Origin of the sequence: Streptomyces maremycinicus (assembly GCF_001184025.1) — a bacterium.
Classification (GTDB): Bacteria; Actinomycetota; Actinomycetes; order Streptomycetales; family Streptomycetaceae; genus Streptomyces; species Streptomyces maremycinicus.
In genome coordinates this window covers 165,608-191,724 of sequence record NZ_BBYG01000010.1, presented here as the reverse complement: position 1 = coordinate 191,724, position 26,117 = coordinate 165,608, and the positions used below count along the sequence as shown (strand labels likewise).

Here is a 26,117-nt window from a genome sequence, read left to right as displayed (position 1 = left end):
TTCCGACCTGCCGTGAAGCTGGTCGGGACGACAGGATTTGAACCTGCGACCCCTTGACCCCCAGTCAAGTGCGCTACCAAGCTGCGCCACGTCCCGGTGCGCCTCGCACGGTGTTCGCCGTGTGATCGCGCGAACAGCACTTTACCCCACACCGGGCGGTGCGCCGAAGAGGGCCCGGACGCGGGACAATCGGCTCATGGACCGTTTGGACAGCGCAGGAGGTACGAGCGGCGGCCGGCCCGCCGGCCCCCGGGACCGGGACGGCGAGGGGCGGGCGCGCAACGCCCGGCCGCGGGACGGGCTCGGCCGGCCCCTGCCGTACGGCACGCCCGGTGTGGAGCGGCAGCCCGAGGGGGTCGTCCGCACCCCGGAGGCGACCGTCGCCGAGGCGCAGACCCTGCTGGACGCCGGGAAGCCGTTCCACGCGCACGAGGTCTTCGAGGACGCCTGGAAGTCGGGCCCCGCGTCGGAGCGCGCCCTGTGGCGCGGGCTCGCGCAGCTCGCGGTGGGTCTGACGCACGCCGCCCGGGGGAACCTCACGGGTGGGGCGCGGCTGCTGCGGCGCGGCGCCGGCGCGGTGCGGGAGTGGGCGGCCGACGCCGGGCAGGACCGGCCCCACGGAATGGACCTCGCCGCTCTGGCGCGGTGGGCGCGGGAGCTCGCGGACACCGTGGAGCGGACCGGGGCCGCCGTGGACGCGCGGGCCCGGGCGCCCCGGCTGCGCTGACCCGGCCCCGTCACTGTCAGTGGCGTACGGCAGACTCGGGGCGTGCGAAAGATTCATGTCATCGGTATCGGCGCGGGCGACCCCGACCAGCTGACCCTCCAGGCGGTCCGGGCGCTGCGGAGCACGGACGTGTTCTTCGTCCTGGACAAGGGCGAGGTCAAGAGCGACCTGACGCGGTTGCGCCACGACATGCTCGACGCGCACCTGCCGGCGGGGAGCTACCGGGTGGTCGAGGCCCGGGATCCGGAGCGGGACCGCGGGGCCGGCGGCGCGGCCTACTCCCCCGCCGTCGGGGACTGGCGCAGCGCCCGCGCCGGGATCTACGAGCGGCTGATCGCCGAGGAGCTCGGCGAGGACGAGAGCGGCGCGTTCCTGGTCTGGGGCGACCCGGCGCTGTACGACAGCACGCTGGGCATCCTCCAGGAGGTGCTCGCCCGGGGCGCGGTGGCCTTCGAGTACGACGTCGTCCCCGGGATCAGCAGTGTCTCGGCGCTCGTCGCCCGGCACCGCACGGGCCTGAACCGGGTGGCGCGTCCGGTGCAGATCACGACGGGCCGGCGGCTCGCCGAGGGCTTCCCGCAGGGGGTGGACGACGTGGTGGTGATGCTGGACGCCCACCAGACCTTCCGGCAGTACGCCGGGGAGGACGTCGACATCTACTGGGGCGCCTACATAGGCACCCCGGACGAGATCCTCGTCTCGGGTCCGATCGCCGAGGCCGGTCCCCGTATCGAGCGACTGCGCGCCGAGGCGCGCGAGCGCAAGGGCTGGATCATGGACACCTACCTGCTGCGCCGCAACCCGGGGCGGGAGTAGCCGCCCCCCGGGCGGCCCGTCCCCGGGTGCGCGGCGGGGGTGCCGGTGTGATCGTGACCTCGTGACCGTCTCCGAGGAAATCGCTCCGGCCGCCGCCCAGCCGCCCGTCCTGGACCCGCGCCGACGCAACATCGTCTTCGGGACGATCGTGCTGGGGATGCTGCTGGCGGCGCTGGACCAGACGATCGTGGGCACCGCGCTGCCGACGATCGTGTCGGACCTCGGCGGGGCCGCGCACATGTCGTGGGTGGTCACCTCGTACCTCCTCGCGGAGACCGTCGCGACCGTGCTGGTCGGCAAGTTCGGTGACCTGTTCGGCCGCAAGGTGGTCTTCCAGGTCTCGGCGATCGTGTTCATCACGGGGTCGTTCCTGTGCGGCCTGGCGACCAACATGTCGCTGCTGATCGCCTGGCGGGCCATGCAGGGCATCGGCGCGGGCGGTCTGATGGTGACGGCGATGGCGCTGATCGCCGACGTCATCCCGCTGCGGGAGAGGGGCAAGTACCAGGGCGCGATCGGGGCCGTGTTCGGCGTGGCCACCGTCATCGGACCGCTGCTGGGCGGGCTGTTCACCGACCATCTGTCCTGGCGGTGGGCGTTCTACGTCAACGTGCCGATCGCGATCGTCGTCGTCTTCGCGGCCGCCCGCACCATCCCGGTGGTGAAGTCGGCGGTCCGGCCGGTCATCGACTACCTGGGCATCGCGCTGGTCGCGGTCGGCGCGAGCGCGCTGATCCTGGCGACGAGTTGGGGCGGCAACGAGTACGCGTGGGATTCCGGCGTCATCATCGGCCTGTTCGTGGGCGGCGCCGTCGCCCTCGCCCTCTTCTGCCGGGTCGAGACGCGGGCGCGGCAACCCATGCTTCCCATGCGGCTGTTCGGCAACCCGGTCTTCTCCGTCTGCTCGATCCTCAGCTTCATCGTCGGCTTCGCGATGCTCGGCGCGCTGACCTATCTGCCGACCTATCTCCAGTACGTCGACGGCGACTCGGCCACGGTCTCGGGTGTGCGCACGCTGCCCATGGTGCTCGGTCTGCTCATCGCGTCGGTGTTCAGCGGCAACGTGGTGAGCAAGACCGGGCGGTACCGCCTCTTCCCGATCGTCGGCTCGCTGGTGATGGGCGTCGGGCTGTACCTGATGTCCCTCATGGGTCCCGGCACGGGCGCGTGGCTGGAATCGCTGTACATGTTCGTGCTCGGCACCGGGATCGGCCTGTCCATGCAGGTGCTGACGATCGCCGTGCAGAACACCGTCGAGTACGCCGACCTGGGGACCGCCACCTCCGGGGTCACGTTCTTCCGCACGCTCGGCAGTTCCTTCGGCACGGCCGTGTTCGGCACCCTGTACACCAACTCCCTCACCCCGAACCTGAAGGAGGGCATCGGGGCCGCCACGACGGCGGCGGCGGGCAGCGTCGACCCGGCGGCCATCACCACGGCGGCGACCAGCCCGGAGGGTCTGCACCGGCTGCCCCCGGCCGTCGCCGACCCGATCGTCCACGCCTACGCGGACACCATCCAGACGGTGTTCCTGTGGACGGTGCCGGTCGCGGCCGTCGGTTTCGTCGTCGCCCTGTTCCTGAAGCAGGTCGAGCTGCGCGACAGCGCGCGGATGAGCTCCACCGACATGGGCGAGGGGTTCGGGCAGCCGTCCGGGGCGGACTCCCGGCGGGTGCTGGAGGCCTCCGTCGCGAAGATCATCGGCGGTACCGACGCGGACACCGCGCGCCGGATCGTCGAGAGCTCCGACACCCGGCTCGACGTGGCCGGTGCCTGGGCGGTGATGCAGGTCGAGCTGTTCACCCGCATGGTCGGCCACACCAGTCTCGGGCTCGTGGCCGCCCGCCGGCATCTGCCGCCGGAGGTGCTGCTGCCGGTGTTCGACCGCATGGTCGACGAGGGCTATCTGACCCGCCACGGTTCCCTGCTGTCCCACACGGAGGCGGGCACGCGCGAGGCCGGGGTGATCACTCACGCGTGGGGCGAGTGGCTGGAGGAGCGGGTGGCCCAGGACATCGGCCGCCCGGCGGGCGGTGACCTGCGGGCGGCGGTGGACACGATCGCCAAGCGGCTCCTGGTCGAGGACCTCAACGAGGGCCTGCCCCGCCACCGGCGGGAACCGGAACCTGCGGGCGTCGTCGCGCCCTGAGCAGCGTCTGCCCCGAGCAGCCTCTGCCACGAGCACCGGCCGCTCTGAGCGGCCGCCCGGCCGGGGGCGTGCGGCCGGCCCCTACCGCAGCAGGAGTTGGAGTCCGCCGACCACGGTCGCCGCGATCACCAGTCGTTCGAAGAGCCGCTGGTCGATGCGGGGCACGGCCCACTTGCCGAGCAGCGCGCCGGGGACGACGAACGCGACGAGCGCCGCGTCCAACAGGAGCGAGTTGCCGTCGATGAGTCCGAGGCCCGCGCTGAACGGCACCTTCGAGACGTTGACGATCAGGAAGAAGAACGCGGAGGTGCCGAGGAAGCCGAGTTTGCGGAAGCCGGCGGAGAGCAGGTACATCGACATCACCGGGCCGCCTGCGTTGGCGACCATGGTGGTGAAGCCGCCGAGGACGCCGTAGGAGCGGGCCTTGAACCGGCCGGACCGGGTGACCACCGCGTCGGGCTCGTCGGCGGCCTCCGCCGTGCGGCGGCGCCACACCGTGACGCCCGCCATCAGCAGCAGGATCGCCCCGATCGAGGTGCGCATCACCTCGTCGTCGGCCCACACCAGGAACACCGTCCCGAAGACCACGCCGGCCGCGACCGCCGGGAACAGCCGCCACAGCGTGGGCCAGTGGGCGTGCCGCCGGTAGGTGAGGACGGCGAGGACGTCGCCCGCGATCAGGATCGGCAGCAGGACGCCGGTGGAGGCACGTGCGGGCAGGATCGCCGCGAAGATCGCGAGGCTGACCGTGTTGGCCCCGCTCACGGCCGTCTTGGAGAAGCCGACCAGCAGGGCCGCGAGGGCCAGCGCCGCGAACTCCCAGCCGGTGATGTGCCACAAGTTCATCGTGTTCATGCGGAGACCGATGCTACGCACACCTACCGGACGGCCAGAAGGCCGTCTCGCCTGGTGGTTGTTCCCGCCCTCCGGCCTGTCAGCGGCGCTCGACCAGTACCGCGCTGCCCTGTCCGACGCCGACGCACATCGTGGCCAGTCCGCGCTCGGCTCCGGTGCGGCGCATACGGTGCAGGAGGGTGGTGAGGATCCGGGCGCCCGAGCCGCCCAGCGGGTGGCCGAGGGCGATCGCGCCGCCGCTGGGGTTGACCAGGTCCGGGTCGATTCCGAGCTGGTCGACGCAGGCCAGCACCTGGGCGGCGAACGCCTCGTTGAACTCGGCCTCCTGGACGTCGTCGACGCTCCAGCCGACGCGCGCCAGCGCCTTGCGGGTGGCGGGGACCGGTCCGATGCCCATCACGTCGGGGTGGACACCGGCGGAGGCGCCGGCGACATAGCGGCCCAGGGACTCCAGGCCCAGTTCGTCGAGCGCCTCCTCGCTGACCAGGAGGAGTCCGGCGGCGCCGTCGTTCATGGGTGAGGCGTTGCCGGCGGTGACCGTGCCGCCCTCGCGGAACACGGGCTTCAGCTTGGCGAGCTTCTCCGGTGAGCTGTCCTCGCGGATGCCCTCGTCGGCGTCGACGACCACGCCGTCCGGGCGCCGCACGGGCAGCAGTTCGTCGTCGAAGTGGCCGTCCTTGCGGGCCAGCGCCGCCAGCCGGTGGCTGCGCAGGGCGAACTCGTCCTGGCGTTCGCGGCTGATGCCGTAGCGGGCCGCGACCTCCTCGGCGGTCTCTCCCATGGCGAGCACGCCGTGCAGGTCCTTCATGGCGGGGTTGACCAGGCGCCAGCCGAGCCGGGTGTCGACGGTCTCGACGCGGTGCGGGAGGGCCTCGTCGGGGCGGGCCAGGACGAAGGGGGCGCGGCTCATCGACTCGGAGCCGCCGGCCAGCACGATGTCGGCCTCGCCCGCGGCGATCGTACGGGCCGCGGTCGTGACGGCCTCGAGCCCGGAGGCGCACAGCCGGTTCACGGTGGCACCCGGCACGGTCTCGGGGAGGCCGGCGAGCAGGGCGGCCATCCGGGCGACATTGCGGTTGTCCTCGCCCGCCTGGTTGGCGGCGCCCCAGTAGACGTCGTCGATCCGGGCCGGGTCGAGCGCGGGCACCTCGGCGATCAGACCGCGGATGACGGTCGCGGCGAGGTCGTCGGGCCGTACGGAGGACAGGGCTCCGCGCAGTCGGCCGACGGGGGTGCGGCGGGCGGCCGCGAAGTGGACGGGACGCACGTCAGGACTCCTTGATTAGCACTGCTAGTTTTCGACTATAGACCCCGGCCCGACCGCTGGGAAGATTCCCCGAAGCCTTCACCGACAGAGCCGGCGCAGCTGGAGGAGCGATGACCGAGCACGTCCTGACCGGGACCCGCGGCACGATCGCCGTGCACGAGTGGTCCCCGCCGCGCCCCCGCCGCGTCGTGCTGCTGGTGCACGGCTACGGCGAGCACGCCGGCCGCTACGGGGAACTCGCCGGCGTCCTGACCGGGCACGGCGCGGCCGTCTTCGCCCCCGACCACATGGGGCACGGCAGATCGGCGGGCGAGCGCGTGGTGATCGAGGACTTCGAGGACGTGGTCACCGATGTGCGCGCCGTGGCAGGGCTCGCCGGGGAGGCGTACCCGGGCCTCCCGTCGATCGTGATCGGGCACTCCATGGGCGGCCTGATCGCGGCACGCTACGCCCAGCGGTACGGCGACACCCTCGCCGCGCTCGTGCTGTCCGGCCCGGTGATCGGCGGCTGGGAGCTGCCCGGACGGCTGCTGGCGCACACGGAGATCCCCGACCTCCCCGTCTCGCCCGCCGCCCTCTCCCGCGATCCCGCGGTGGGCGCGGCCTACGCGGCGGACGAGCTGGTCTGGCACGGGCCGATGAAGCGGCCGACGCTGGAGGCGTTCGCGCGGACCCTGGAGACCGTGTCCGCGGGCGGCGACATCGGCCCGCTGCCCCTGCTGTGGCTGCACGGGGAGGACGACCGGCTGGTCCCGCTGCCCGGCAGCCGGACCGGCGTCGAGCGGCTGAGCGGCGGTACGCCGACCGAGCGGATCTACCCGGGAGCCCGGCACGAGGTCTTCCACGAGACGAACCGCGCCGAGGTGTTCGCGGACGTGATCCGCTTCCTGGACGGTGTGCCCGCCACCTGAGACGGCCGCCGGGGCGGAACGGGTTGCGGCTGTTTGCGGTGGTGTGACCGGGGCACCCGCGCCTGCATGGAGTGGTTGCGCAGTGCCGCCTGTGTGGGCGAGGACCCCGAGTTGTTCTTCCCCGTGGGCACGAGCGGACCCGCCCTGCGCGACGTCGCGGCGGCGAAACGCGTCTGCGCCCGCTGCACGGTGTGCTCCGAGTGCCTGTCCTACGCCTTCGCGATCGGACGGACCTCGGGCGTGTGGGGCGGGACCGGCGAGGAGGAACGCGCGGAACTGCTCCGTACCGCCAGACACGACGCGACGACAAGGAGCACCGCATGACTGTCGTGAAGAGCCCCCTGCCCGAACCGGCCCGCCAGGTCACCTTCGACGCGTTGCAGACCACCCTCGTGGACCTTCTGGGCCTGTCCCTGATCGGGAAGCAGGCGCACTGGAACATCGTCGGACCCCGGTTCCGCTCGATCCACCTCCAGCTCGACGAGGTCGTCTCGACCGCCCGTACGTTCTCGGACACGGTGGCGGAGCGCGCCGCGGCGCTGGGCCTGCCGCCCGACGGCCGTCCGGAGACGATCGCGTCGGCGTTCACCCTGCCGTCGCCGAAGGACGGCTGGCTGCGCGACGAGGACGTCGTCCAGCTGATCGCGGAGACGCTGGGCGCGGCGATCGCACGGCTGCGGGAACGGATCACGGCGACCGAGGAAGCGGATCCGGTCACCCAGGACCTGCTGATCGGCATCACCGCCGAGCTGGAGAAGCAGCGGTGGATGTTCGAGGCGGAGAACTGGCCGCGCGAGAGCTGATCGAGAAGCCGCGCGAGAGCTGATCCAGGAAAGGAGCGACGCACCGTCATGACCGACGCGCTCGAACTCGACGCGCTGTGGGAGGACTTCCATCGCGCGGTGAACATGACCTCGCAGGAGCTGGCCGCCTGGCTGCGGGTGCGCGACGCCGACGAGAACGCCGAGCCGCTGCCCGAGGAGGCGGGGACCCCCACCGGGCAGCATGTGCTGGCGATCCTCCAGAAACGGCGGACCGACCTGACCGACGACGACGTCCGCGTGATGTACCGGGTCGTGGACACGGTCGCGGAGCAGGCGGACGCGGAGAACGAGCCCAGTGCCCGGGACACCCGCGGACGCCACCGTCTGATGACGATCGGCCACGATCCGCTCAAGCCCTGAGGTACCGCGCGGGACGCCCGGGACTCAGCCGGTGAGCCGGGAGAGCGCCGCCGACACCAGCGTGCGCACTCCCGGCACCAGCACGGACAGGTCCGGCGCGAACAACGGGCTGTGGTTCCCGGGCACCCCCTCGAACTTCTCCCGCAGCTCCTCCCCCGGCGCCGCCTCCCACAGGGGCGCCGGGGTCGACGTCACATACCAGAAGTCGTACGGCACGCCCGCCGGGGCGAGCAGCGAGAAGTCCTCGCTGCCCAGTGCCTGCCCGAAGTCGAACACCGTGTGCTCACCGAAGAGTTCGCGGTGCACCGCGGCGATCTCCCCGTCCAGGGCGGCGTCGTTGACGGTGTTCGGGCAGCCGGGGTGGACCGTGATCTCGGGCGGGACGGGGCAGCCCGCGGCGGCGCACTCCCCCTCGACGACCCGTCCGATCGCGGCGAGAACCCGCTCGCGCACCCGGGTGTCCTGGGTGCGCACGTTCAGCGTGAGCCGCGCCTCGGCCGGGATGATGTTGGAGCTCGTCCCGGCGTGGAAGCTCCCCACCGTCAGGACCACCGGCTCGCGGGCCGCGATCTCGCGCGCCACCACGGTCTGGAGCCTGGTCACGACGTACGCGGCCGTGACGACCGGGTCGACCGTCGACTCGGGCCGTGAACCGTGGCCGCCGACCCCGTGCACGACGACGTCGACGTCGTCCGAGGCCGACAGGGTCAGGCCGGGCGTGTGCGGGTAGAAACCGGCGAGCCCCGGTGCCGCGTGCTGGCCGAACAGCACGTCCGGGCGCGGGAATCGGGTGTGGACGCCGTCCGCGACCATCGCCGCCGCTCCGCCGCCGGCCTCCTCCGCGGGCTGCCCGACGACGACGAGCGTCCCGGACCAGGCCTCGCGGGCGGCGGCGAGCGACTCGGCGGCCGCCCCGAGCCAGGTGACGTGCAGATCGTGGCCGCAGGCGTGCATCAGCCCGTCGACGGTCGAGGCGTACGGCAGCCCGGTCGCCTCCCGCACGGGCAGCGCGTCCATGTCGCCGCGCAGCCACACCACCGGCCCGTCGCCGTTCACGAGCACCCCGACGACGCCGGTGCGGGCCACCCCCTCCGTCACCTCGAACCCGGCCGCGCGCAGCCGCAGGGCCAGCTTCGCGGCGGTGCGGTGCTCCTGGAAGGACAGCTCGGGGTGGCGGTGCAGGTCCTGGTAGAAATCCGCCAGCCGCCCGGGTTCGAGTCCCGAGGTGACGTCCTGGGCGAGGCGGGCGACGACGGCCGGTTCGGTCATACCGCGCAGCCTAGGAGAGCGGCCCGGCCGGCCGCAGCCGACGGGCGCGATCGTGGCCGTGGCTTCCCACCGGGCCGCGGCTTCCCGTCCGGAGGAGGCCGGACCCGCCCGGGACCTCGGACCTCGGCGCTTCCGGCCTCGGACCTCAGGCCTCAGGCCGCGGACCCAGGGCTCAAGGCCGCAGACCCCAAGCTCAAGGCGTCGGGCCGCAGGCCTCGGGCCTCAGAGGTCCAGCAGGCGTGTGACGGTGCGCAGCACCCCGTTGTCGTTGTTGGAGGGCGCGAGGTGGCGGGCCCGGCGGACGACCTCCGGGTGCGCGTTGGCCATGGCGAACGACCAGTCGGCGGCGTCCAGCATCTCCAGGTCGTTGAGGTAGTCGCCGAACACCATCGTCTGCGCGGGCGTGATGCCCAGCTCCCGCTGGAGGGCGCGCAGTGCGGCGCCCTTGTTCGCGGTGCGGTTCATGACGTCGACCCAGTGCTCGCCGGAGACTACGACCTGGTGGGTGCCCGCGAAGGGCGCGAGCGCCGGGGCGGTGGTCCGCTCGGCGGACCCGAAGTCGAAGAGGGCGACCTTGATGATGTCGTCGTCGACGGCGGTGACGTCCTCGACGACCCGGTGCCGCACGTAGTAGCGGCGCACCTCGGCCAGGAACGCCTCGTCGGCCCGCTCGACGTACGCGGACCGCTTCCCGCAGACGACGGCGCCCACGTCGACGCCGTCGGCGGTGAGCCCGCGCACGGCCTCCATCACCCGCGCGACCACACCCGGCGCCAGCGGATCGGAGCTCAGCTCCTCCCCGTCACGGACCACGTACGTGCCGTTCTCCGCTATGAACACCATGCCGTCGGCGACCTCGGCGAACTCCGCGGCCAGGGTGGCGTACTGGCGTCCGCTCGCCGGGGTGAACAGCACCCCGCGCTCCCGCAGCCGCGCCAGGGTCTCCCACAGCCCCTCGGGGATCTTCTTGTCGTCGTCGAGCAGCGTGCCGTCCATGTCGGTGACGACCAGCCGGATGTCGACGGGACCCGCCGGGGACGCGGACGCGGTCGGGCGGGGGGCGTGCGAGTAGGGCATGGCCTGCTTCCTGTACGGGATCACCGGATTTTCACCCTACCGGGGACAACGGTGATCATCCGGCGGCACAATGGCGGACGGAGGCCCGTGACACGGGCAGGACGTGAGAAGGGGCTCTCGGGTGAGCGGGTCGGCACGGCTGGACACCAGCGTCGCGCACAACGCGCGGGTGTGGAACTACTGGATCGGCGGCAAGGACAACTACGAGGTCGACCAGCGGGTCGGCGAGCACGTCGCCGGGATGTTCCCGCTCATCAGGGAGATCGCGCGCGCGGACCGCTGGTTCCTGGGACAGGCGGTGCGGTTCCTCGCCGAGGAGCGCGGGGTGCGGCAGTTCCTCGACATCGGCACCGGACTGCCGACGGCCGACAACACCCACGAGATCGCGCAGCGCGTCGCGCCCGCGTCGCGGATCGTGTACGTCGACAACGACCCCATCGTGCTGGCACACGCCCGTACGCTGCTGACCGGCACCACCGAGGGCGTCACCGACTACATCGACGCCGACGTGCACGACCCGGCCCAGATCCTCGAACGCGCGGCGGGCACCCTGGACTTCGACCGCCCGGTCGCGGTGATGATGCTGGGCATCCTGAACTTCGTCCTGGACTACGAGGCGGCCCGGGACATCGTCCGCGAGGTCATGGCCGACGTCCCCTCCGGCAGCTTCCTGGTGCTCACGCACCCCACCCACGACAGCGAGGTGGGCGGCGAGGGCCAGATCCCGGCGATGAAGTTCTGGAACGAGAACGCCACCCCGCCGATCACCGCCCGCGGCGGCAAGGAGATCGCCGCGTTCTTCGAGGGTCTGGAGCTGCTGGAGCCGGGCCTGGTGTCCTGCTCGCGCTGGCGCGGCGAGGCCGACTCCCTCGCGGTGGTGCCGCAGTACGGAGCGGTGGCCGTGAAACCCTGACGGACGTACGGCACGCACCGGACGTACCGACCGTGGAGGACGTATGACCACCCTTGCCGATCCCGTCCCCGGCGGGCGTCCCGGAGAGGTCGAGCGGGCCGGCGCGCTCGGCGGCGAGCTGGCGGCGAGAGGCGTGCACGGGATCGTCCTGGCCTACGTCGACACGGCGGGCGTCGGCCGGGTCAAGACGATCCCCACGGCCGGGCTGGCCTCGGCGGTGGCCTGGGGCGTCGGCATGTCACCGGTGTTCGACACGTTCCTGGCGAACGACCACATCGTCGCGACCGACGTGCTGGGCTCCCCGGACGGCGACCTGAGGCTGTACCCGGACCTCGACCGGCTCGTGGCGCTGGCCGGGCAGCCCGGGTGGGCCTGGGCGCCGGTCGACCGCGTCACCCAGGACGGGGAGCGGCACCCCGGCTGCTCCCGCACCTTTCTGCGCCGCGTGGTCGCGGACGCGGCCCGCGAGCACGGGCTCGCCTTCAAGGCGGCCGTCGAGATCGAGTGGACGGTCGGCCTGGACTCGGCTCCCGCGGGCGAGTTCGTCCCGGCGGCCACCGGACCGGCGTACGGCGCGACCCGGCAGGTCGAGCTGAGCGCGTACACCGCCGAGCTGCTGGCCGCCTGCGCGGCGCAGGGCGTGGACGTCGACCAGATCCACCCGGAGTACGCGCCGGGGCAGTTCGAGATCTCCGTGGGCGCGCTCGACCCGGTCGCGGCGGCCGACCGCAGCGTCCTGGTCCGTCAGACGATCCGCGCGCTGGCCCGGAGCCACGGCCTGCGGGTGTCCTTCTCCCCCGCCGTCGTCGCGGAAGGGGTCGGCAACGGCGGGCACCTCCATCTCTCCGCCTGGCGGGACGGCACGAACCTGCACGCGGGCGGCGCGCGGCGGCACGGCCTGACACCCGAGGCGGAGGCGTTCGCGGCCGGGGTGCTGGCCCGCCTCCCGGCCCTCACGGCGGTGACCGCGCCCAGCCCGGCGAGCCATCTGCGCCTCAAGCCGTCCCAGTGGGCCGGGGTGTTCACCGCCTGGGGTCTGGAGACCCGCGAGTGTGCGCTGCGCCTGGTGCGCGGGACGGCGGGCCGGCGCGCGGAGCAGGCGAACCTGGAGGTCAAGCCGGTCGACCTGGCCGCCAACCCGTACCTCGCGCTCGGCTGCGTGATCGGCGCCGGGCTGGCCGGGCTCGCGGAGGGCGCCGTCCTGCCCGAGGAGACGACCGGGGACCCGGCACGGCTCGGCGCCGGGGAGGCCGCCGCCCGGGGCGTGCGCCGGCTGCCGTCCTCGCTCGCCGAGGCCCTCGCCGCGTTCCGCCGGGACGAGGTGCTGCGGGCCGCGCTCGGCCCGGTCCTCGCCGACGCCGTGAGCGCCGTACGGCAGGGCGAGATCGACGCCGTCGAAGGGCTCGACGACGAGCGGGTGGCCGCGGCCTACCGCTGGAAGTACTGACATGGCCGGCGGACCGGTCCACGAGGCGCTCGCCGAGCTGGAACTGGTGGACCATCACTGCCACGGCGTCGTCACCGGCCCCCTGGACCGGCCGGGCTTCGAGGCGTTGCTCACCGAGGGCGACCGGTGGCCCGGCGTCTCGCCCTTCGACACGCCCGCCGGGGTGGCCGTGCGCCGCCACTGCGCGCCGCTGCTCGACCTGGAGCGGCACGCCCCGGCCGACGCCTATCTGGCCCGGCGCGCCGAACTGGGCCCGCGGGAGGTGAACCGGCGCTTCCTCGGCGCCGCGCGGACCGGTGTGTTCTGCGTCGACACCGGGTTCGCCCCGCACCGGATCACCACGCCCGCCGAGCTGGCCGCGGCGGCCGGGGCCGGGGGCCCGGCGGTCGCCCACGAGGTCGTCCGGCTGGAGGCCGTCGCGGAGGCCGTGGTCACGCGGGGTGTCGAGGCCGACGGGTACTCCGACGCGTTCCGGGCGGCGGCCCTGGACGCGGTACGGCGGCCGGGAGTGGTGGCGGTCAAGTCGGTGGCCGCCTACCGGACGGGTTTCGACCTCGATCCGGCCCGGCCGCCGGACGCCGAGGTCACCCGGGCCGCACGGCGCTGGCTGACGGCCGGCGGACGGCTGGCGGACCCGGTACTGGTCCGGCACCTGCTGTGGACGGCCGTCGACCTGGGGCTCCCGCTCCAGCTGCACACCGGTTTCGGCGACAACGACATCCGGCTGCACCGGGTGGATCCGAGCCTGCTCACGGACTGGCTGCACCTGACCGCGGGCACCGTCCCGGTCCTGCTGCTGCACTGCTGGCCCTACCAGCGGCAGGCCGCCTATCTGGCCGCGGTGTTCGAGCAGGTCTACCTGGATGTGGGGCTCACCCTGCATCATGTGGGTCCGCCACGAGCGCGGGCGGTCCTGGAGGAGGCGCTGGAGATCACACCGTTCCGCAAACTGCTGTACAGCTCGGACGCCTATGGTGTGGCGGAGTTCTACGGGCTCGGCGCGCTGGCGTTCCGCAGGGGACTGGGGGAACTGCTCCAGGACCGGGTGGACGCCGACGAACTGAGCCTGCCCGACGCGCTGCGCCTGGCGCGCTGGGCCGGAGCCGACAACGCCCGCCGGGTCTACCGGCTTCCCGACGGACACTGAAAGTATGATCAAGCAATGTCTGACTTGACCGAAACCACGCCGGGTTGGCTGAGCTCCGACGAGCTCGAGATGGCACGCGCCCGTATGCCGATCCTGTACGTCGAGGCCGTGCCCGTGCGCGTCGACGACAGCGGCGAAGTCACCAGCGTCGGCCTGCTGCTGCGGATGGGGCCGGACGGCAATGTCAGCCGGACCCTGGTCTCCGGCCGGGTCCTGCACCACGAGCGCGTCCGGGACGCCTTGTTGCGTCACCTGGAGAAGGACCTCGGCCCGGTGGCACTGCCCCGGGTGCCGACCTCGCTCCAGCCGTTCACGGTGGCGGAGTACTTCCCCACGCAGGGCGTCACCCCGTACCACGACCCGCGTCAGCACGCGGTGTCGCTGGCCTACATCGTGCCGGTGACCGGCGACTGCCGTCCCCGCCAGGACGCGCTGGACCTGGTGTGGTTCAGCCCGCAGGAGGCCGCCTCGCTCGCGGTGCAGAGCGAGATGCCGGGCGGACACGGCTTCCTGCTCCGACAGGCCCTGGCACACGTCGGCCTCTCCGCCTCCTGAGCCCGATACCCGTACCACCCGGCCGTCGCCCCTCGTCCGGCACCGCCCGCGGCGGCAGCCCCCGCACACTCGTGGTGTACGGGGGCTGCCGCCGTCACGACGCCGACGAACACGCCGGCCACAACCTCGAACTCACACGGCTGCGGGCGGCAAGGAGCGGCTGGACGACGGGGCGCTGCGGCGGACGTACAGCAGGCTGCTGGGCGCGGCGGGGCTCGGCGCCGGTGCGGGCTGGGCGGTCGACGCCTGGTGCGCGGCCGCGCTGGGCGGCGGCACCCCGGAGGCCGCGACCGCGCTCGCGGCCGGTTCCCTCACGCTGCTCCTGGTCTGTCTCGGTCTCGCCCGGCTGGCGAAGGTCGAGGAGCTGCGGGGACTGCGCCGGGCCGGGGCTCGCCCGCCTCGGTGAGCGGGGCGGTCAGGACGGCGGGCGACGGACGCGGTGGATGAATCGCCAGGTGGTCCGCCGACTCACAGCGGTCGTGGCCGGGCGGCTCACAGCGGTCGTGGCCGGGCGGGAAACGATGAAGGCCGCTTCCACGATTTCGTGGAAACGACCTTCCGACCTGCGATGAAGCTGGTCGGGACGACAGGATTTGAACCTGCGACCCCTTGACCCCCAGTCAAGTGCGCTACCAAGCTGCGCCACGTCCCGTTGCCCGTCTGACCTGGGGTTTCCCCTGGCCGAACACGCATGGAAACCATACCGCACTCGGGTCGATGGTCGCGCACCCGTTTCCCGCGCCCGGGCCGTCGGCCGCCGTCAGTCCCCCGGGCCCGCGCCGAGTTCCGGGTACGCGTCGAGCAGGCGCGGCGGCGCCGCCTGCCGCCAGGAGTCGGCGAGGATGTCGCGCAGCTCGTCCTCGTCCTCCAGGGCGGCGAGGCGGGCCCGCACCCAGGCGAACTGCGCCTCGTGGTCGGCGATCCAGAACTTCCCGGGCTCGGCGAGCACCAGTTCGTCGCGCTCCTCCTTGGGGCAGCGCACGGCGAGGGAGGTCTCCTCCTCGGGCAGCGTGGCGAACATCTTCCCCGCGACCCGGAAGGTGGGCATGTTCCAGGAGATCTTCTCCGTGGTGTCCGGCAGGGACAGGGCGATACGGCGTACGTCTTCGGCGTCCGGCATGCTCCGCACCGTAGCCGCTGCCACTGACAGTCACCCCACGGCGACGTGCTTGTAGTACAGGGTGGTGGGACGCAGCACCCCGGCCGGGTCGGCCGCGTAGTCCGGGATCACCCCGGCCCTGGTCCACCCGGCGGTGCGGTACAGGTGCTCGGCGGGGCTGTCGGTCTCGGTGTCCAGGTGCAGCAGGGTGACACCGGCCGCCGCGGCGCTCTCCTCGGCGGCGGCCAGGAGGGCGCGGCCGAGGCCCTTCCCGCGGGCGTCCCGGTGGACCATCAGCTTGACGAGTTCGGCACGGTGGCGGCTGTTGGGCTTGTCGGCGAAGGCCAGACCGACGGTGCCGACGACACGGTCCCCGTCCGCCGCCGTCCAGACCGCGAGCCGCCCGGCGGCCACGCCCTCCGCGCGCTCCCTCCACCAGGCCTCGGCCGCCGCCCGGTCGAGCGGGGCGAGAAAGCCGACCGAGGCGCCGTCGTCCACCGTGTCGATCAGCAGGTCGGCCAACTCCGCCGCGCGGGCGCGCAGTCGGGGGGCGTCGAGCCGGGTGACGGTCATGGCAGCACCACCGCCAGCACGTACCGCACGTCGTCGTCGCCCACGCACCGGAACTGGGTGGGGCCCCACACGCGCAGGCGCAGACAGTCCCCGGCACGGAGCTGGTGCCCGGTGTCCTCGGCCGTCACCTCCAGGGCGCCCTCCAGCACCCAGATGTGCTGTTCCAGGCCGGTCACCGGCGGCCGGTCGTAGGCGATGTCGGCGCCCACCGCGAGCCGCCCCTCGACCAGTTCGCCGCGCAGCGCGGGGTGCGGCGGCGACACGGAGCGCCGGACGAATCCGGAGGCCCGGTCCTCCCAGACGAGCTGCTCGTCGGCGCGCACCAGCGGCGCGGGCTCCGCCTCCACCTCGCCGAGCAGCCGGGACATGGTCCGCCCGTAGACATGGCAGAGACGGTTCAGCAGTGCGGCGGTCACACTGGTCTCCGCCCGCTCGGCCCGCGACAGGGTGGACCGGCTCACCCCGCTGCGTTCCGCCAACTCCTCCAGCGACCAACCGCGTTCGGCCCGCAGCGCGGCCAGCCGGCCGGCGATCCGCACATCGACGGGGTCCGGCGGCGCCGCCGTCCCCGCACCACGTGTTCCGTTTCCCATATCCGGGAAGCTATCCCGGAAATGAGACAACGGGGTTACGGAAGGCTCACACCCGGGCGGCCTCGCCGAGTGCCTCCAGCACCGGCCGGATCAGTGGATGCGCCTCCGCTCCCCGGCGGACGGCCGCGAAGACCCTGCGGGTGGGGGCCACCCCGTCGACGGGCCGTACGACCACCCCCGTGAGGTCCATCCCGCGCAGCGCCGAACGTGGGACGAGCGCGACGCCCGCGTCGGCCGAGGCCAGTGCGACGACCGCGCGGAAGTCGTCCGAGGAATGCTCCAGGCGAGGCTGGAAACCGGCGTTCTCGCAGGCCAGGACGACCACGTCATGGCAGGGGTTGCCCGGGTAGGGGCCGATCCAGGGGTCCTTGGCCAGTTCGGCGAGCGGCACCTCGGGGGCGTCGGCCAGCCGGTGGCCGACCGGGACGACCGCGTCGAAGGGCTCGGCGTAGAGCGAGACGTGGGCGAGCCTCGGATCGTCGGCGGCCGGGGCCCCGCGGTACTCGACGGCCACCGCCACGTCGACCTGCCGGTCGAGCACCATCGGCAGGCTGGCGTCGCCCTCGGCGTCCTGGACGCGGATCCGGATCCCCGGGGCCGTATCGGCGAGCCGGGCCAGCGCGGGCGCCACGACCAGGGCGATCCCCGTCGCGAAGGCGGCGACCGTGACCGTGCCGGCCGCACCGGAGCTGTAGGCGGCCAGTTCCGCCTCGGCACGCTCCAGCTGGGCGAGGACGGCGTTGGTGTGGGCGAGCAGGATCTCGCCGGCCGGGGTGAGCCGTACGCCCTTGGCGCCGCGCTCGACCAGCCGGTGGCCGGTCTCCTGCTCCAACGCCGTCAGCTGCTGGGAGACGGCGGACGGGGTGAGGTACAGCGCGGCGGCAGCCGCGGTCACCGTGCGGTGGTCGGCCACCGCACGAAGGATGTGGAGCCGCCGCGCTTCGATCATGGATCGATTATCGCAATATGTCCGCGTCCTCCGGACCGCCCCGGGCCGCCCCGGAAAACCTCCGGTCCCGGGACTCGAAGGCTTCCGGCCCGGGACCGGACCACTTCCGACCCAGGACCGGATCACTACCGACCCGGACCGGATCACTTCCGCGCCGGACGGCGCACCTCCGACCGGGACCGGACACCTCCGGCCCGGGACGGGACCGCCTCGCCCGGATCCCGCGCGGCTCAGGCAGCCGCCTCCAGTTCCGCGCGCGCGGCGACGAACGCGTCGACCGCGCGGTCGACGTCGGCCGTGGAGTGCGCGGCGGACAGCTGGACCCGGATGCGGGCCCGGTCCTGCGGGACCACCGGGTACGAGAAGCCGATCACGTACACCCCGCGTTCCAGGAGCAGCTCGGCCATCCGGCCCGCCTTCGCCGCGTCGCCGATCATCACGGGGGCGATGGCGTGGTCACCGGGCAGGATGTCGAAACCCTCGTCCGTCATCCGGCGGCGGAACAGCGCGGTGTTCTCGGCGAGCCGCACACGCAGGTCGTCGGCCGACTCCAGCAGGTCGAGGACCTTCAGCGAGGCGGCGGCGATGACCGGTGCGAGGGTGTTGGAGAAGAGGTAGGGACGGGAGCGCTGGCGGAGCAGGGCGACGATCTCCGCCCGGGCCGCCACATAGCCGCCGGACGCGCCGCCCAGCGCCTTGCCCAGGGTGCCGGTGATGATGTCGACGCGGTCCATCACGCCGTGCAGCTCGGGCGTGCCCCGGCCGCCGGGACCGACGAAGCCGACCGCGTGCGAGTCGTCGACCATGACCATGGCGTCGTAGCGCTCGGCGAGGTCGCAGATCTCGGCGAGGGGGGCGACATAGCCGTCCATGGAGAAGACGCCGTCGGTGACGACCAGCCGGCGCCGCGCGTCGGAGGCGTCCTTCAACTGCTTCTCCAGGTCCGCGAGATCACGGTTGGCGTAGCGGAAGCGCCGGGCCTTGGAGAGCCGGATGCCGTCGATGATCGAGGCGTGGTTGAGGGCGTCGGAGATCACCGCGTCCTCGGGGCCGAGGAGCGTCTCGAAGACCCCGCCGTTGGCGTCGAAGCAGGAGGAGTACAGGATCGTGTCCTCCTGGCCGAGGAAGGCCGAGAGACGGGCCTCCAGCTCCTTGTGCACCTCCTGCGTGCCGCAGATGAAGCGCACCGACGCCATACCGTAGCCCCAGCGGTCGAGGGCCTCGTGGGCGGCGGCGACGACCTCGGGGTGGTCGGCCAGGCCGAGGTAGTTGTTGGCGCAGAAGTTGAGGACCTCGCCGGGCCGCCCGCCCGCCGTGACGGCGACCGTGGCCGACTGCGGGCTGCCGATGACCCGTTCGGGCTTGTGCAGCCCGGCGGCGCGGATCTCGTCGAGGGTGGTGCGCAGGTCGTCGCGCACGGAGTCGAACATCAGGAAGCTCCTTGGAAACGCGGAAACGCGGAGAACACGGAAGGAGAGGACACCGAGGACGCAGGCCCCGCAGGAACGCGGGAATCGCGGGTGTCCTACGCGGTCCAGTCGAGGATGACCTTGCCGCCCCGGCCGCTCGCCGCGTCGGCGAAGGCCGCCTCGAAGTCGCGGTGGCCGTACCGGCCGGTGATCACGGGGGCGAGGTCGAGGCCGCCCTCCAGCAGCACCGACATCGCGTACCAGGTCTCGTACATCTCACGGCCGTAGATGCCCTTGATGGTGATCATCGAGGTGACGATCCGGGCCCAGTCGACGGGGAACTCCTCGGCGGGCAGTCCCAGCATCGCGATCCGGCCGCCGTGGGTCATGTTGGTGATCATGTCGCGCAGCGCCGCGGGCCGGCCGGACATCTCCAGACCGATGTCGAAGCCCTCGCGCAGCCCCAGCTCACGCTGTCCGTCGGCGATGGACGCCTGCGACACGTTCAGCGCGAGACTCGCCCCGATCTTGCGGGCCAGCTCGAGCCGCTCCTCGCTGACATCGGTGACGACGACGTTGCGGGCGCCCGCGTGCCGGGCGACGGCGGCGGCCATCAGCCCGATCGGTCCGGCGCCGGTGATCAGGACGTCCTCGCCGACCAGCGGGAAGGACAGCGCGGTGTGCACGGCGTTGCCGAACGGGTCGAAGATCGCGGCGATGTCGAGGTCCACCGGCACCCGGTGCACCCACACGTTGGACGCGGGCAGCGCGACGTACTCCGCGAACGCGCCGTCGCGGCCGACGCCGAGCCCGACGGTGGCCCGGCACAGATGGCGGCGCCCGGCCAGACAGTTGCGGCACTTGCCGCAGACGAGGTGCCCCTCGCCGCTGACGAGGTCCCCCGCCTGGATGTCGGCGACGTCGCGCCCGGTGTCGACGACCTCGCCGACGAACTCGTGCCCGAGGACGAGCGGGGTGCTGATCGTCTGCTGGGCCCATCCGTCCCAGGCCCGGATGTGCAGGTCGGTGCCGCAGATACCCGTGCGCAGCACCCTGATCAGCACGTCGCCGGGCCCCACGGCCGGCTCGGGGACGTCCGCGAGCCACAGCCCGGGCTCCGCCTTCTCCTTGACCAGCGCCTTCACGCTACGGCTCCTGTGGTGAGGGCCCGGGCGCGAGCAGCCCGAAGGGCCCCGCATCCGGGAAGACATGTGGATTCGCCCAGCAATCTGCCGCACTTCACCCGGCCCGGTCCATCGAGCTTTTCTTAAGCGCCGCCACAGCTGTGCTTCACACGGGTGGCTCGGCTCGCCCGGACCGGCTTCCCGCACACCACGGTGGGGCGTGCCACCCTGGACCGCAACCCTGGCAAGGCCGGCCGACTGACGTGGAGTGTCCGATGACCACAGCACGGGACCTGATGCTCGTCGCGATGGACGTGGTGCCCGTGCGCCCGGTGGGGCAGGGCGAACTGTCGCTCGCCCTCGCGGGCGCCGAGGTGATCGATCTCGTCGGGACGGGAGCGGTCGCCCTCGACGGCGATCTCCTCGTGCCCGGCCCCGCGACGGCGTCGGACGACCATCTCCTGACGGAGGCGGCGGCGTCACTCGTACGGGCGGCGCCCTACGAGTCGGTCGAGGACTGGCTGTGGCGTCGCGGCAGCGGGCTGGCCGCCGCCTATTCCGCCCGGTTCGAGGCGGAGGGACTGGTGGGGCGGCCGCGCCGCGGGCGGCTCCCGTTCCGGTCCGCGGGGACCGCGCCGCTCGACTCGCCGGCCCGGGACCGGGCCACCGGGCGCTGGGCGGCGGAGGAGCCCGTCCTCACCGCGCTGGCCGCCGCCGTGGGTCTGCGCGAGGAGCCCGCCGACGGCTTCCCGGACCTCCCGGATGACACGGTCGTGACGGTCCTGGCCGCGGTCGGCGACGCGGTGGCGGAACTCGAGGCGGTACGGCAGCGGCGGTCCATCGAGGACGCGGCCTTCGACAACATCTGGCGGGCCCCCTGACCGGCGTGCCTCACGGCGCCGGGAACCCGTCGGTCTCCCGTCGCTGAAGGTGACCGGCGAGCTCGGCGGCCGTCGACTTGATGGTCTCCAGGCCGGCCTTCCCCCAGGGCCGGGGCGTGAGGTCGGCGACGCACACGGTGCCCAGCACCATGCCGCTCGTGTCGATGAGCGGGGCGCCCAGGTAGGAACGGATGCCGTACTCGTCGACGACGGGGTTGCCCGCGAAGCGCGGGTAGTCCCCCACGTCCTCCAGCACGAGCGCCTTGCGCCGCGCGACGACGTGCGGACAGTAGCCGTAGTCGCGGGGCAGCCGGCGACCCACCTCGGGCTTGCCGCCGCGCGCGGCCCGGCCGCCCTCGGGGGTGTGCAGCCCGGCGAAGAACTGCCGTTCCTCGTCGAGGAAGTTGACCATGGCGTACGGCGCCGAGGCCACCTCGGCCAGGCGGTCCGCGAAGGCGTCCAGGGCGGGCTCCGGCTGTGCCCCGAGGCCGAGTCGGCGCAGCCTGCGGGCACGGGCGGGAGCTTCCCTGTCCTCCGGGGTGAGCAGCAGACGACCGGCCGGACGCGGCGGGTCGTAGCTCATGACCGGGTTCCGTCGCTGTGGACGTACGTCATATGCGGCTCCGGGGCGTCGGTTGCGGGGATCACATGTGGGCGCCGCGGCTCGGCTGGGGTGCGGCCGGTGCGTGGGCGATGAGGTGTTTGACGAGGGTGAGCAGGGTCTGGACACCGGACGCGGAGATCCGGGCGTCGCAGCGCACGACGGGGACGTCCGGGGCGAGGTCGATGGCGGCGCGCACCTCCTCGGGCTTGTAGCGGTGGGAGCCGTCGAACTCGTTGATCGCGATGATGAAGGCGAGGCCGCGTTCCTCGAAGAAGTCGACGGCCGCGAAGCACTCCTCGAGGCGGCGGGTGTCGGCGAGGATGACCGCGCCGAGGGCGCCCTCGGACAGTTCGTCCCACATGAACCAGAACCGTTCCTGGCCGGGTGTGCCGAACAGGTAGAGGACGTGGTTCGGATCGAGGGTGATGCGGCCGAAGTCCATGGCGACGGTCGTCTCGACCTTGTTCTCGATGCCGTCGAGGTTGTCGGTCGCGGCACTGACCGTGGTGAGCAGTTCCTCGGTGCTGAGCGGCGCGATCTCGCTCACGGCACCGACGAAGGTCGTCTTGCCGACCCCGAAACCGCCCGCGACCAGGATCTTCAGCGCCGTGGGAAAGGGATCCGAGCCGCCGCCGTCGGGGGCGCCGTACTCAGAGCTGTCGTCGTAGTCCATCGAGCACTGCCTCCAGTAGGGCCCGGTCGGTGGGGTTGTGGTGGAACTCGGGGGGCTTGGTGGTCAGCGCCCCGCAGTCGAGGAGGTCCGACAGCAGCACCTTGGTGACCGCGGCCGGCAGCTTCAGATGGGCCGCGATCTCGGCCACCGAGACGGGAGCGCGGGTCAGGTGGAGCGCGGTCGCGTGTTCGGGACCGAGGTAGCCGAGCGGGGTCGCCCCGGTGGCCATCACCTGCGACATCAGGTCCAGGGCGACGCTGGGCCTGGTCCGGCCGCCGCTGACCGTGAACGGGCGCACCAGCCGCCCGGCCGCGTCGTCGAGCCAGGGACCGTCGCCGGCCGCCGCCACGCTCAAGGCCCCATCACCGACGGTTCGACGGCGTGCTGCCGGGGCGCGGTCATGAGATACGGCCGGACGCTCTTGACCAGCATCGACATCTCGTAGCCGAGCACGGCCGCGTCGGCCTCCCGGCCGGCGAGCACCGCGAGACAGGCGCCGGAGCCGGCGGTGGTGACGAACAGCAGGGTCGAGTCGAGTTCGACGACGACCTGCCGCACGTCCCCGCCGTCACCGAACCGGACGCCGGCGCTCCGGCCGAGGGAGTACAGACCGGAGGCGAGGGCGGCCATGTGGTCGGCGCTGTCGGGGTCCAGGCCGTGGACCGACTTCACCAGCCCGTCGCAGGAGAGCAGCACCGCGCTCAGGGTGTGCGGTACGCGCTGCACGAGGCCGCTCATCAGCCAGTCGAGATCGGATACCTGGCCGGTCGGCGCGTCGCTCGCCATGGTGGATCGACTCCTTGGGGGTACGAAGGTCTGCGGGAGCGCTGGGGGTGGGGGTGACCGTGCTCATCCGGCGGGTGCGCTCCCGTCGTGCCGGGCGGTGGATCGTTCGGGACCGGGCAGGTCCTGCCCGTCCCGCGCGCCGTACGCCTCGGGCGGTACGGCGGCGGGCGCGGGCCGTGCCTGCGGTATGCGGGACGGATGCGGGGGTCGTGCCTCGGCGTCGGCGCCGGTGGGGAGCGGCACGAGCCGGCCTCCCTCGGCGCCCTCGCCCGGGGTGTCACCACCGGCGGCCGCCGGGTTCAGGGCGTCCGCCTCGATGCTCTGCTGGGCCTCGGCCAGGCCGACGCCGCGCTGGAAGGCCGCCATCAGGCCGGGGTCGTGGCCGGCTGGCTGCTCGGAGTCATGGCGCGGGGCCGGGCCGCCGCGCAGCTGGGGCACGATGTGCTCCTGGGCGCGGCGGCGGGGCAGTTGGGGCTTGCCCATGGTGCCGCGCACCGTGCCGACGCGCGGGGTGGGCGCGATGCCCGCGTGCTCCTCGACGACGGGCCGGTCGCCGGGCCTGATGCCGGGCACGGCCTCGGCCGGGGTGGGCCGGGCCGCACGGGCGCCTCGGACGGGCAGGGGCGCGGGCGCGCCCGGCCGCTGCGGGGCCTGCCCGGCGGCGTGGGCGGGACCGGAGCGGCTCGGGCGGCCCTGGGCGGACGGGGTGGCCACCGGCGCCCCGGAGCCGGGCGTGTCCCGCGCCGGGGAGGGAGACGGGGCCGGGGGCCTGGACGGAGGCGGGGCCGGGGACATGGACGGGGACGGGGTCCGGCCCGTGCCCGGGAGGCCCCGTGCTTCCGGGGAGCCGCCCGACGTTCCGGGGGACCCGGCACCTCCCTGCGCCTGCGCCTGCGCCTGCGCCTGCGCCTGGCCGAACGACCGCCCGGCGCCGTCGGTGTCCCGTCCCGGGGACCGTACCGGGGAGCCGCCCGCCTCCGATGCGTCCTGCGGGTGCGCGAAGCCCGTCGGCAGGCCCGCCCCGGCGGTGTGCCGCGGGGCGGGCGGCAGGGGCGGCCGTACCGGGCCGGCCGGGGCGGGGGGTGCGGCGGGCGCGAGGGGCAGGCCCGCGCCGTCGGTGTCCGGTCCTCGCGATTGCGCCCCGGGGAGTCCGGGCGCGGAGCCCAGCAGCGCCTGCGGCACCACGAGGACGGCCTGCACGCCGCCGTAGATGTTGCTCTGGAGCCGGACCCGGATGCCGTGCCGCCGGGCGAGCTGGGAGACCACGAACAGGCCGATGCGGCCGTCGGCGAGCAGCCGGCCGACATTGACCTGGTCGGGGTCGGCGAGGAGGGCGTTCATCCTGCTCTGCTCCTCGACGGGCATGCCGAGGCCGCGGTCCTCGACCTCGACGGCGAGCCCGGAGGTGACGAGGTTGGCGCGCAGCAGCACCTGGGTGTGCGGGGCGGAGAACACCGTGGCGTTCTCCACGAGTTCGGCGAGCAGGTGGATGACGTCGGCGACGGCGTGACCGCGCAGTTCGCCGTCGATGGGCGGGACGAGCTTGACCCGCGCGTACTGCTCGACCTCGGCGATGGCGGAGCGCAGCACCTCGGTCATGGAGACCGGGTTGCTCCACTGCCGCCGGGAGACGGCCCCGCCGAGCACGGCGAGGTTCTCGGCGTGCCGCCGGATGCGGGTGGCGAGGTGGTCGACATGGAAGAGGCCCTTGAGGAGGTCGGGGTCCTCGATCGCGTTCTCCAGCTCGTCGAGGATCGAGATCTCGCGGTGCACCAGGGACTGAAGGCGCCGCGCGAGATTGACGAAGACCTCCAGCTTCTGCTCGCTGCCGGCCTGGCTGGAGAGCTGCGCGGCCTGGACGACGGCGGTGACGGCCCCCTCGTGGGCCCGCGCCAGATCGGCGGCGAGCAGCTCGAAGTCGTCGGCGTCGCCGGGCGGTCCGCCGCGCGAGGTACGCCGGGGCGGGACCTCGCCGCGCCGCAGCGCCTCGACGACGGCACGCAGCTCGGCCTCACCGCGCGCGCTGCCCCGGCGCAGGGCCGCGACGCGGTCGCTGACCGAGCGGGCGGCGCGGTCCGCGGCCACGGCGGCGATCACGATGCCGGCGCCGGTCACCGCGACGGCACCGGCCAGGACCGCCCACAGGGTCACACCGGGCCGGACTCCGGTGGAGCGCACGGTGAACAGGACGACCGCGCAGGCGCTGAGGGCGACCGCGGTCGGCGGGAGCACGGCGAGTCGCAGCAGCTGGGGCCGTATGTGTGTCTCGGCCGACGCCGGTGCGGGGCGGGCGACCGGCCGCCCGTGCCGCCCGCCCTCACGGCGGTCGGCGCGTGCGGCGGGTGCGCGGAGGTGAGACATCGGTGTCCTCGTACTGGTCCGTCGAGCCTGGCTGTCGGTCGGGAGAGCCAAGATTTCGGCCCGGTGTCGCCCGACGGCCACTCACAGTAGTCGGCAACGTGTCAGGTGCGGTGGGCAGTTGACAAAGTCACCCAGCGAGCGTCCCGCTCTGGTATGAGGCTTCGCACGACAGACCGATAAAGCCGCACCTCCCCGGACGCAACCCGAAAAGAAGCCGATCAGACCTGGTCAGAGGTGATCCGGAAACGACTGTGCGGGCCGGGGAGCTTTTCGCTCCCCGGCCCGCACAGTCGAACGTCCCGCCCTCCGGTCAGCCCGCCGGGACCGCCTCCGGCGCGCCTCCACCCTCGACGACACCCCGACTTCCGTCACTCTCGGTATCGGCTTTGGCCTTGGTTACCGTGGCGATCAGAGGCTGCCAGCCGGCGGCCGGAGCGAGGGCCACCTCGCGCCACCACGGCTCGCCCGGGACCGCCTCGGCGCCGGGCTCGAAGGGCTCGCCGGGCCGGGGCAGCGCGGCCCGCGCCCCGACGGCCCGCGCGGCGGCCAGGGTGCCCTCGCCGGGGTCGGTCCACGCGTGGGTGGCGAGGTTGAAGGTGCCCCAGTGGATCGGCAGCATCACTCCGCCCGGACCGCCCTGGAGGTCCAGGTGGGCGCGCATGCCCTCCTCCGGGGTCATGTGGATGTCGGGCCAGAGCCACTCGGACTGTAGACGCCAGGCGGGTGTGTCCTGCGTGTGGATGTGGAC

Annotated in this window: 28 protein-coding genes, 2 tRNA genes and 1 pseudogene; 12 read left to right on the top strand and 19 right to left on the bottom strand. The window is 73.3% G+C overall.

Annotated elements, in window-relative coordinates; genetic code table 11:
• Positions 1 to 19 precede the first annotated feature (19 nt).
• Positions 20 to 96 (bottom strand) — tRNA-Pro (locus tag AOQ37_RS08455).
• A 100-nt stretch (positions 97 to 196) separates the two neighbouring features.
• Between AOQ37_RS08455 and AOQ37_RS08450 the strand changes: the two genes are divergently transcribed.
• The 3 genes from AOQ37_RS08450 (at position 197) to AOQ37_RS08440 (ending at position 3,692) form a co-directional block, all read left to right on the top strand.
• The gene (locus tag AOQ37_RS08450) at positions 197 to 727 is read left to right on the top strand and encodes a DUF309 domain-containing protein (RefSeq protein WP_062642832.1); all 531 of its coding nucleotides are present in this window, start codon (positions 197 to 199) and stop codon (positions 725 to 727) included.
• Positions 728 to 769: 42 nt separating this feature from the next.
• Positions 770 to 1,543 (top strand): precorrin-6A synthase (deacetylating), encoded by a 774-nt coding sequence (cobF, locus tag AOQ37_RS08445; RefSeq protein ID WP_062642830.1) that lies wholly within the window; start codon positions 770 to 772, stop codon positions 1,541 to 1,543.
• Between the two features lie 61 nt (positions 1,544 to 1,604).
• Complete coding sequence (locus tag AOQ37_RS08440) at positions 1,605 to 3,692, top strand: MDR family MFS transporter (protein WP_062642827.1); 2,088 nt, start codon at positions 1,605 to 1,607, stop codon at positions 3,690 to 3,692.
• Positions 3,693 to 3,773: 81 nt separating this feature from the next.
• Here the strand turns inward: AOQ37_RS08440 and AOQ37_RS08435 are convergent, their stop codons facing one another.
• Positions 3,774 to 4,547 carry a sulfite exporter TauE/SafE family protein gene (locus AOQ37_RS08435; RefSeq protein ID WP_062642825.1) on the bottom strand — a complete coding sequence of 258 codons (774 nt, stop codon included), beginning with the start codon at positions 4,545 to 4,547 and terminating at the stop codon, positions 3,774 to 3,776.
• A 79-nt stretch (positions 4,548 to 4,626) separates the two neighbouring features.
• Entirely contained in the window at positions 4,627 to 5,814 is a 1,188-nt protein-coding gene (locus tag AOQ37_RS08430; protein WP_062642823.1) for a thiolase family protein, read from the bottom strand.
• Between the two features lie 110 nt (positions 5,815 to 5,924).
• Here AOQ37_RS08430 and AOQ37_RS08425 point away from each other — a divergent pair, with 110 nt between their 5' ends.
• The 4 genes from AOQ37_RS08425 (at position 5,925) to AOQ37_RS08410 (ending at position 7,909) form a co-directional block, all read left to right on the top strand.
• A complete protein-coding gene (locus AOQ37_RS08425; protein ID WP_062642821.1) occupies positions 5,925 to 6,725 on the top strand; it encodes an alpha/beta hydrolase in 801 nt (266 codons plus the stop codon).
• Positions 6,726 to 6,791: 66 nt separating this feature from the next.
• Positions 6,792 to 7,049, top strand: a complete 258-nt coding sequence (locus tag AOQ37_RS08420; protein WP_062642820.1) for a WhiB family transcriptional regulator — start codon at positions 6,792 to 6,794, stop codon at positions 7,047 to 7,049.
• The gene (locus tag AOQ37_RS08415; RefSeq protein WP_062642819.1) at positions 7,046 to 7,528 is read left to right on the top strand and encodes a Dps family protein; all 483 of its coding nucleotides are present in this window, start codon (positions 7,046 to 7,048) and stop codon (positions 7,526 to 7,528) included. The genes AOQ37_RS08420 and AOQ37_RS08415 overlap by 4 nt, the downstream gene beginning before the upstream one ends.
• 48 nt (positions 7,529 to 7,576) lie before the next feature.
• Positions 7,577 to 7,909, top strand: a complete 333-nt coding sequence (locus AOQ37_RS08410) for a DUF3140 domain-containing protein (protein WP_062642818.1) — start codon at positions 7,577 to 7,579, stop codon at positions 7,907 to 7,909.
• A 24-nt stretch (positions 7,910 to 7,933) separates the two neighbouring features.
• Here the strand turns inward: AOQ37_RS08410 and AOQ37_RS08405 are convergent, their stop codons facing one another.
• Both AOQ37_RS08405 and AOQ37_RS08400 read right to left on the bottom strand, forming a co-directional pair.
• Positions 7,934 to 9,178, bottom strand: a complete 1,245-nt coding sequence (locus tag AOQ37_RS08405) for an amidohydrolase (protein WP_062642816.1) — start codon at positions 9,176 to 9,178, stop codon at positions 7,934 to 7,936.
• Between the two features lie 222 nt (positions 9,179 to 9,400).
• Positions 9,401 to 10,255, bottom strand: coding sequence for a Cof-type HAD-IIB family hydrolase (locus AOQ37_RS08400; RefSeq protein ID WP_062642814.1), 855 nt, complete (start codon positions 10,253 to 10,255; stop codon positions 9,401 to 9,403).
• A 121-nt stretch (positions 10,256 to 10,376) separates the two neighbouring features.
• On the opposite strand from AOQ37_RS08400, the gene AOQ37_RS08395 reads away from it, so the two are divergent.
• From AOQ37_RS08395 to AOQ37_RS08380, 4 genes are read left to right on the top strand one after another with little or no spacing between them, the layout of a single operon-like run.
• Positions 10,377 to 11,168: an SAM-dependent methyltransferase gene (locus AOQ37_RS08395; protein WP_199824960.1), complete on the top strand. Its 792-nt coding sequence runs from the start codon at positions 10,377 to 10,379 to the stop codon at positions 11,166 to 11,168.
• Positions 11,169 to 11,211: 43 nt separating this feature from the next.
• Positions 11,212 to 12,615, top strand: coding sequence for a type I glutamate--ammonia ligase (locus tag AOQ37_RS08390; RefSeq protein ID WP_062642810.1), 1,404 nt, complete (start codon positions 11,212 to 11,214; stop codon positions 12,613 to 12,615).
• Between the two features lies 1 nt (position 12,616).
• Positions 12,617 to 13,762: an amidohydrolase family protein gene (locus AOQ37_RS08385; RefSeq protein ID WP_062642807.1), complete on the top strand. Its 1,146-nt coding sequence runs from the start codon at positions 12,617 to 12,619 to the stop codon at positions 13,760 to 13,762.
• 15 nt (positions 13,763 to 13,777) lie between these two features.
• A complete protein-coding gene (locus tag AOQ37_RS08380; RefSeq protein ID WP_107085148.1) occupies positions 13,778 to 14,317 on the top strand; it encodes an NUDIX hydrolase family protein in 540 nt (179 codons plus the stop codon).
• A gap of 132 nt (positions 14,318 to 14,449) precedes the next feature.
• Here the strand turns inward: AOQ37_RS08380 and AOQ37_RS40375 are convergent, their stop codons facing one another.
• The 8 genes from AOQ37_RS40375 to tdh form a co-directional block, all read right to left on the bottom strand.
• A complete protein-coding gene (locus AOQ37_RS40375) occupies positions 14,450 to 14,632 on the bottom strand; it encodes a hypothetical protein (RefSeq protein WP_159401323.1) in 183 nt (60 codons plus the stop codon).
• A 260-nt stretch (positions 14,633 to 14,892) separates the two neighbouring features.
• Positions 14,893 to 14,969: transfer RNA gene (locus AOQ37_RS08375), tRNA-Pro, on the bottom strand.
• Between the two features lie 108 nt (positions 14,970 to 15,077).
• Positions 15,078 to 15,437 carry an MmcQ/YjbR family DNA-binding protein gene (locus AOQ37_RS08370; RefSeq protein WP_062642804.1) on the bottom strand — a complete coding sequence of 120 codons (360 nt, stop codon included), beginning with the start codon at positions 15,435 to 15,437 and terminating at the stop codon, positions 15,078 to 15,080.
• A gap of 30 nt (positions 15,438 to 15,467) precedes the next feature.
• The gene (locus AOQ37_RS08365) at positions 15,468 to 15,989 is read right to left on the bottom strand and encodes a GNAT family N-acetyltransferase (protein WP_062642802.1); all 522 of its coding nucleotides are present in this window, start codon (positions 15,987 to 15,989) and stop codon (positions 15,468 to 15,470) included.
• A complete protein-coding gene (locus AOQ37_RS08360; protein ID WP_062642800.1) occupies positions 15,986 to 16,582 on the bottom strand; it encodes a helix-turn-helix domain-containing protein in 597 nt (198 codons plus the stop codon). The genes AOQ37_RS08365 and AOQ37_RS08360 overlap by 4 nt, the downstream gene beginning before the upstream one ends.
• Positions 16,583 to 16,628: 46 nt before the next feature.
• Entirely contained in the window at positions 16,629 to 17,531 is a 903-nt protein-coding gene (locus AOQ37_RS08355; protein WP_062642798.1) for a LysR family transcriptional regulator, read from the bottom strand.
• Positions 17,532 to 17,761: 230 nt separating this feature from the next.
• Complete coding sequence (locus AOQ37_RS08350) at positions 17,762 to 18,961, bottom strand: glycine C-acetyltransferase (RefSeq protein WP_062642796.1); 1,200 nt, start codon at positions 18,959 to 18,961, stop codon at positions 17,762 to 17,764.
• Between the two features lie 95 nt (positions 18,962 to 19,056).
• Positions 19,057 to 20,085, bottom strand: a complete 1,029-nt coding sequence (gene tdh / locus AOQ37_RS08345; protein ID WP_062642794.1) for an L-threonine 3-dehydrogenase — start codon at positions 20,083 to 20,085, stop codon at positions 19,057 to 19,059.
• Positions 20,086 to 20,339: 254 nt separating this feature from the next.
• Here tdh and AOQ37_RS08340 point away from each other — a divergent pair, with 254 nt between their 5' ends.
• Positions 20,340 to 20,945 (top strand): GOLPH3/VPS74 family protein, encoded by a 606-nt coding sequence (locus AOQ37_RS08340; protein WP_062642792.1) that lies wholly within the window; start codon positions 20,340 to 20,342, stop codon positions 20,943 to 20,945.
• A 10-nt stretch (positions 20,946 to 20,955) separates the two neighbouring features.
• Here AOQ37_RS08340 and AOQ37_RS08335 read toward each other — a convergent pair whose 3' ends face one another.
• From AOQ37_RS08335 to AOQ37_RS08310, 6 genes and pseudogenes are all read right to left on the bottom strand, one after another.
• Entirely contained in the window at positions 20,956 to 21,528 is a 573-nt protein-coding gene (locus AOQ37_RS08335) for a GAF domain-containing protein (RefSeq protein ID WP_062642791.1), read from the bottom strand.
• A gap of 61 nt (positions 21,529 to 21,589) precedes the next feature.
• Positions 21,590 to 22,222: a GTP-binding protein gene (locus tag AOQ37_RS08330; RefSeq protein WP_062642788.1), complete on the bottom strand. Its 633-nt coding sequence runs from the start codon at positions 22,220 to 22,222 to the stop codon at positions 21,590 to 21,592.
• Positions 22,200 to 22,571, bottom strand: a complete 372-nt coding sequence (locus AOQ37_RS08325) for a DUF742 domain-containing protein (protein ID WP_062642786.1) — start codon at positions 22,569 to 22,571, stop codon at positions 22,200 to 22,202. Before AOQ37_RS08325 ends, AOQ37_RS08330 begins: the two co-directional genes overlap by 23 nt.
• Positions 22,572 to 22,573: 2 nt before the next feature.
• Complete coding sequence (locus AOQ37_RS08320; RefSeq protein ID WP_062642785.1) at positions 22,574 to 23,008, bottom strand: roadblock/LC7 domain-containing protein; 435 nt, start codon at positions 23,006 to 23,008, stop codon at positions 22,574 to 22,576.
• 63 nt (positions 23,009 to 23,071) lie between these two features.
• Positions 23,072 to 25,369 carry a sensor histidine kinase gene (locus AOQ37_RS08315; protein ID WP_062642783.1) on the bottom strand — a complete coding sequence of 766 codons (2,298 nt, stop codon included), beginning with the start codon at positions 25,367 to 25,369 and terminating at the stop codon, positions 23,072 to 23,074.
• A 310-nt stretch (positions 25,370 to 25,679) separates the two neighbouring features.
• Positions 25,680 to 26,063, bottom strand: a pseudogene (locus AOQ37_RS08310) (MBL fold metallo-hydrolase); the annotation flags it as partial.
• Positions 26,064 to 26,117: the final 54 nt, after the last annotated feature.

What these genes read in the sequence shown, in the direction of transcription:
- AOQ37_RS08450 (WP_062642832.1), top strand. Translation starts at nt 197, where the DNA reads ATGGACCGTTTGGACAGCGCAGGAGGTACGAGCGGCGGCCGGCCCGCC.
- AOQ37_RS08435 (WP_062642825.1), bottom strand. Translation starts at nt 4,547, where the DNA reads ATGAACACGATGAACTTGTGGCACATCACCGGCTGGGAGTTCGCGGCG.
- AOQ37_RS08425 (WP_062642821.1), top strand. Translation starts at nt 5,925, where the DNA reads ATGACCGAGCACGTCCTGACCGGGACCCGCGGCACGATCGCCGTGCAC.
- AOQ37_RS08420 (WP_062642820.1), top strand. Translation starts at nt 6,792, where the DNA reads ATGGAGTGGTTGCGCAGTGCCGCCTGTGTGGGCGAGGACCCCGAGTTG.
- AOQ37_RS08415 (WP_062642819.1), top strand. Translation starts at nt 7,046, where the DNA reads ATGACTGTCGTGAAGAGCCCCCTGCCCGAACCGGCCCGCCAGGTCACC.
- AOQ37_RS08410 (WP_062642818.1), top strand. Translation starts at nt 7,577, where the DNA reads ATGACCGACGCGCTCGAACTCGACGCGCTGTGGGAGGACTTCCATCGC.
- AOQ37_RS08405 (WP_062642816.1), bottom strand. Translation starts at nt 9,178, where the DNA reads ATGACCGAACCGGCCGTCGTCGCCCGCCTCGCCCAGGACGTCACCTCG.
- AOQ37_RS08400 (WP_062642814.1), bottom strand. Translation starts at nt 10,255, where the DNA reads ATGCCCTACTCGCACGCCCCCCGCCCGACCGCGTCCGCGTCCCCGGCG.
- AOQ37_RS08390 (WP_062642810.1), top strand. Translation starts at nt 11,212, where the DNA reads ATGACCACCCTTGCCGATCCCGTCCCCGGCGGGCGTCCCGGAGAGGTC.
- AOQ37_RS08385 (WP_062642807.1), top strand. Translation starts at nt 12,617, where the DNA reads ATGGCCGGCGGACCGGTCCACGAGGCGCTCGCCGAGCTGGAACTGGTG.
- AOQ37_RS08380 (WP_107085148.1), top strand. Translation starts at nt 13,778, where the DNA reads ATGTCTGACTTGACCGAAACCACGCCGGGTTGGCTGAGCTCCGACGAG.
- AOQ37_RS08370 (WP_062642804.1), bottom strand. Translation starts at nt 15,437, where the DNA reads ATGCCGGACGCCGAAGACGTACGCCGTATCGCCCTGTCCCTGCCGGAC.
- AOQ37_RS08365 (WP_062642802.1), bottom strand. Translation starts at nt 15,989, where the DNA reads ATGACCGTCACCCGGCTCGACGCCCCCCGACTGCGCGCCCGCGCGGCG.
- AOQ37_RS08360 (WP_062642800.1), bottom strand. Translation starts at nt 16,582, where the DNA reads ATGGGAAACGGAACACGTGGTGCGGGGACGGCGGCGCCGCCGGACCCC.
- AOQ37_RS08355 (WP_062642798.1), bottom strand. Translation starts at nt 17,531, where the DNA reads ATGATCGAAGCGCGGCGGCTCCACATCCTTCGTGCGGTGGCCGACCAC.
- AOQ37_RS08350 (WP_062642796.1), bottom strand. Translation starts at nt 18,961, where the DNA reads ATGTTCGACTCCGTGCGCGACGACCTGCGCACCACCCTCGACGAGATC.
- AOQ37_RS08340 (WP_062642792.1), top strand. Translation starts at nt 20,340, where the DNA reads ATGACCACAGCACGGGACCTGATGCTCGTCGCGATGGACGTGGTGCCC.
- AOQ37_RS08335 (WP_062642791.1), bottom strand. Translation starts at nt 21,528, where the DNA reads ATGAGCTACGACCCGCCGCGTCCGGCCGGTCGTCTGCTGCTCACCCCG.
- AOQ37_RS08330 (WP_062642788.1), bottom strand. Translation starts at nt 22,222, where the DNA reads ATGGACTACGACGACAGCTCTGAGTACGGCGCCCCCGACGGCGGCGGC.
- AOQ37_RS08320 (WP_062642785.1), bottom strand. Translation starts at nt 23,008, where the DNA reads ATGGCGAGCGACGCGCCGACCGGCCAGGTATCCGATCTCGACTGGCTG.
- AOQ37_RS08315 (WP_062642783.1), bottom strand. Translation starts at nt 25,369, where the DNA reads ATGTCTCACCTCCGCGCACCCGCCGCACGCGCCGACCGCCGTGAGGGC.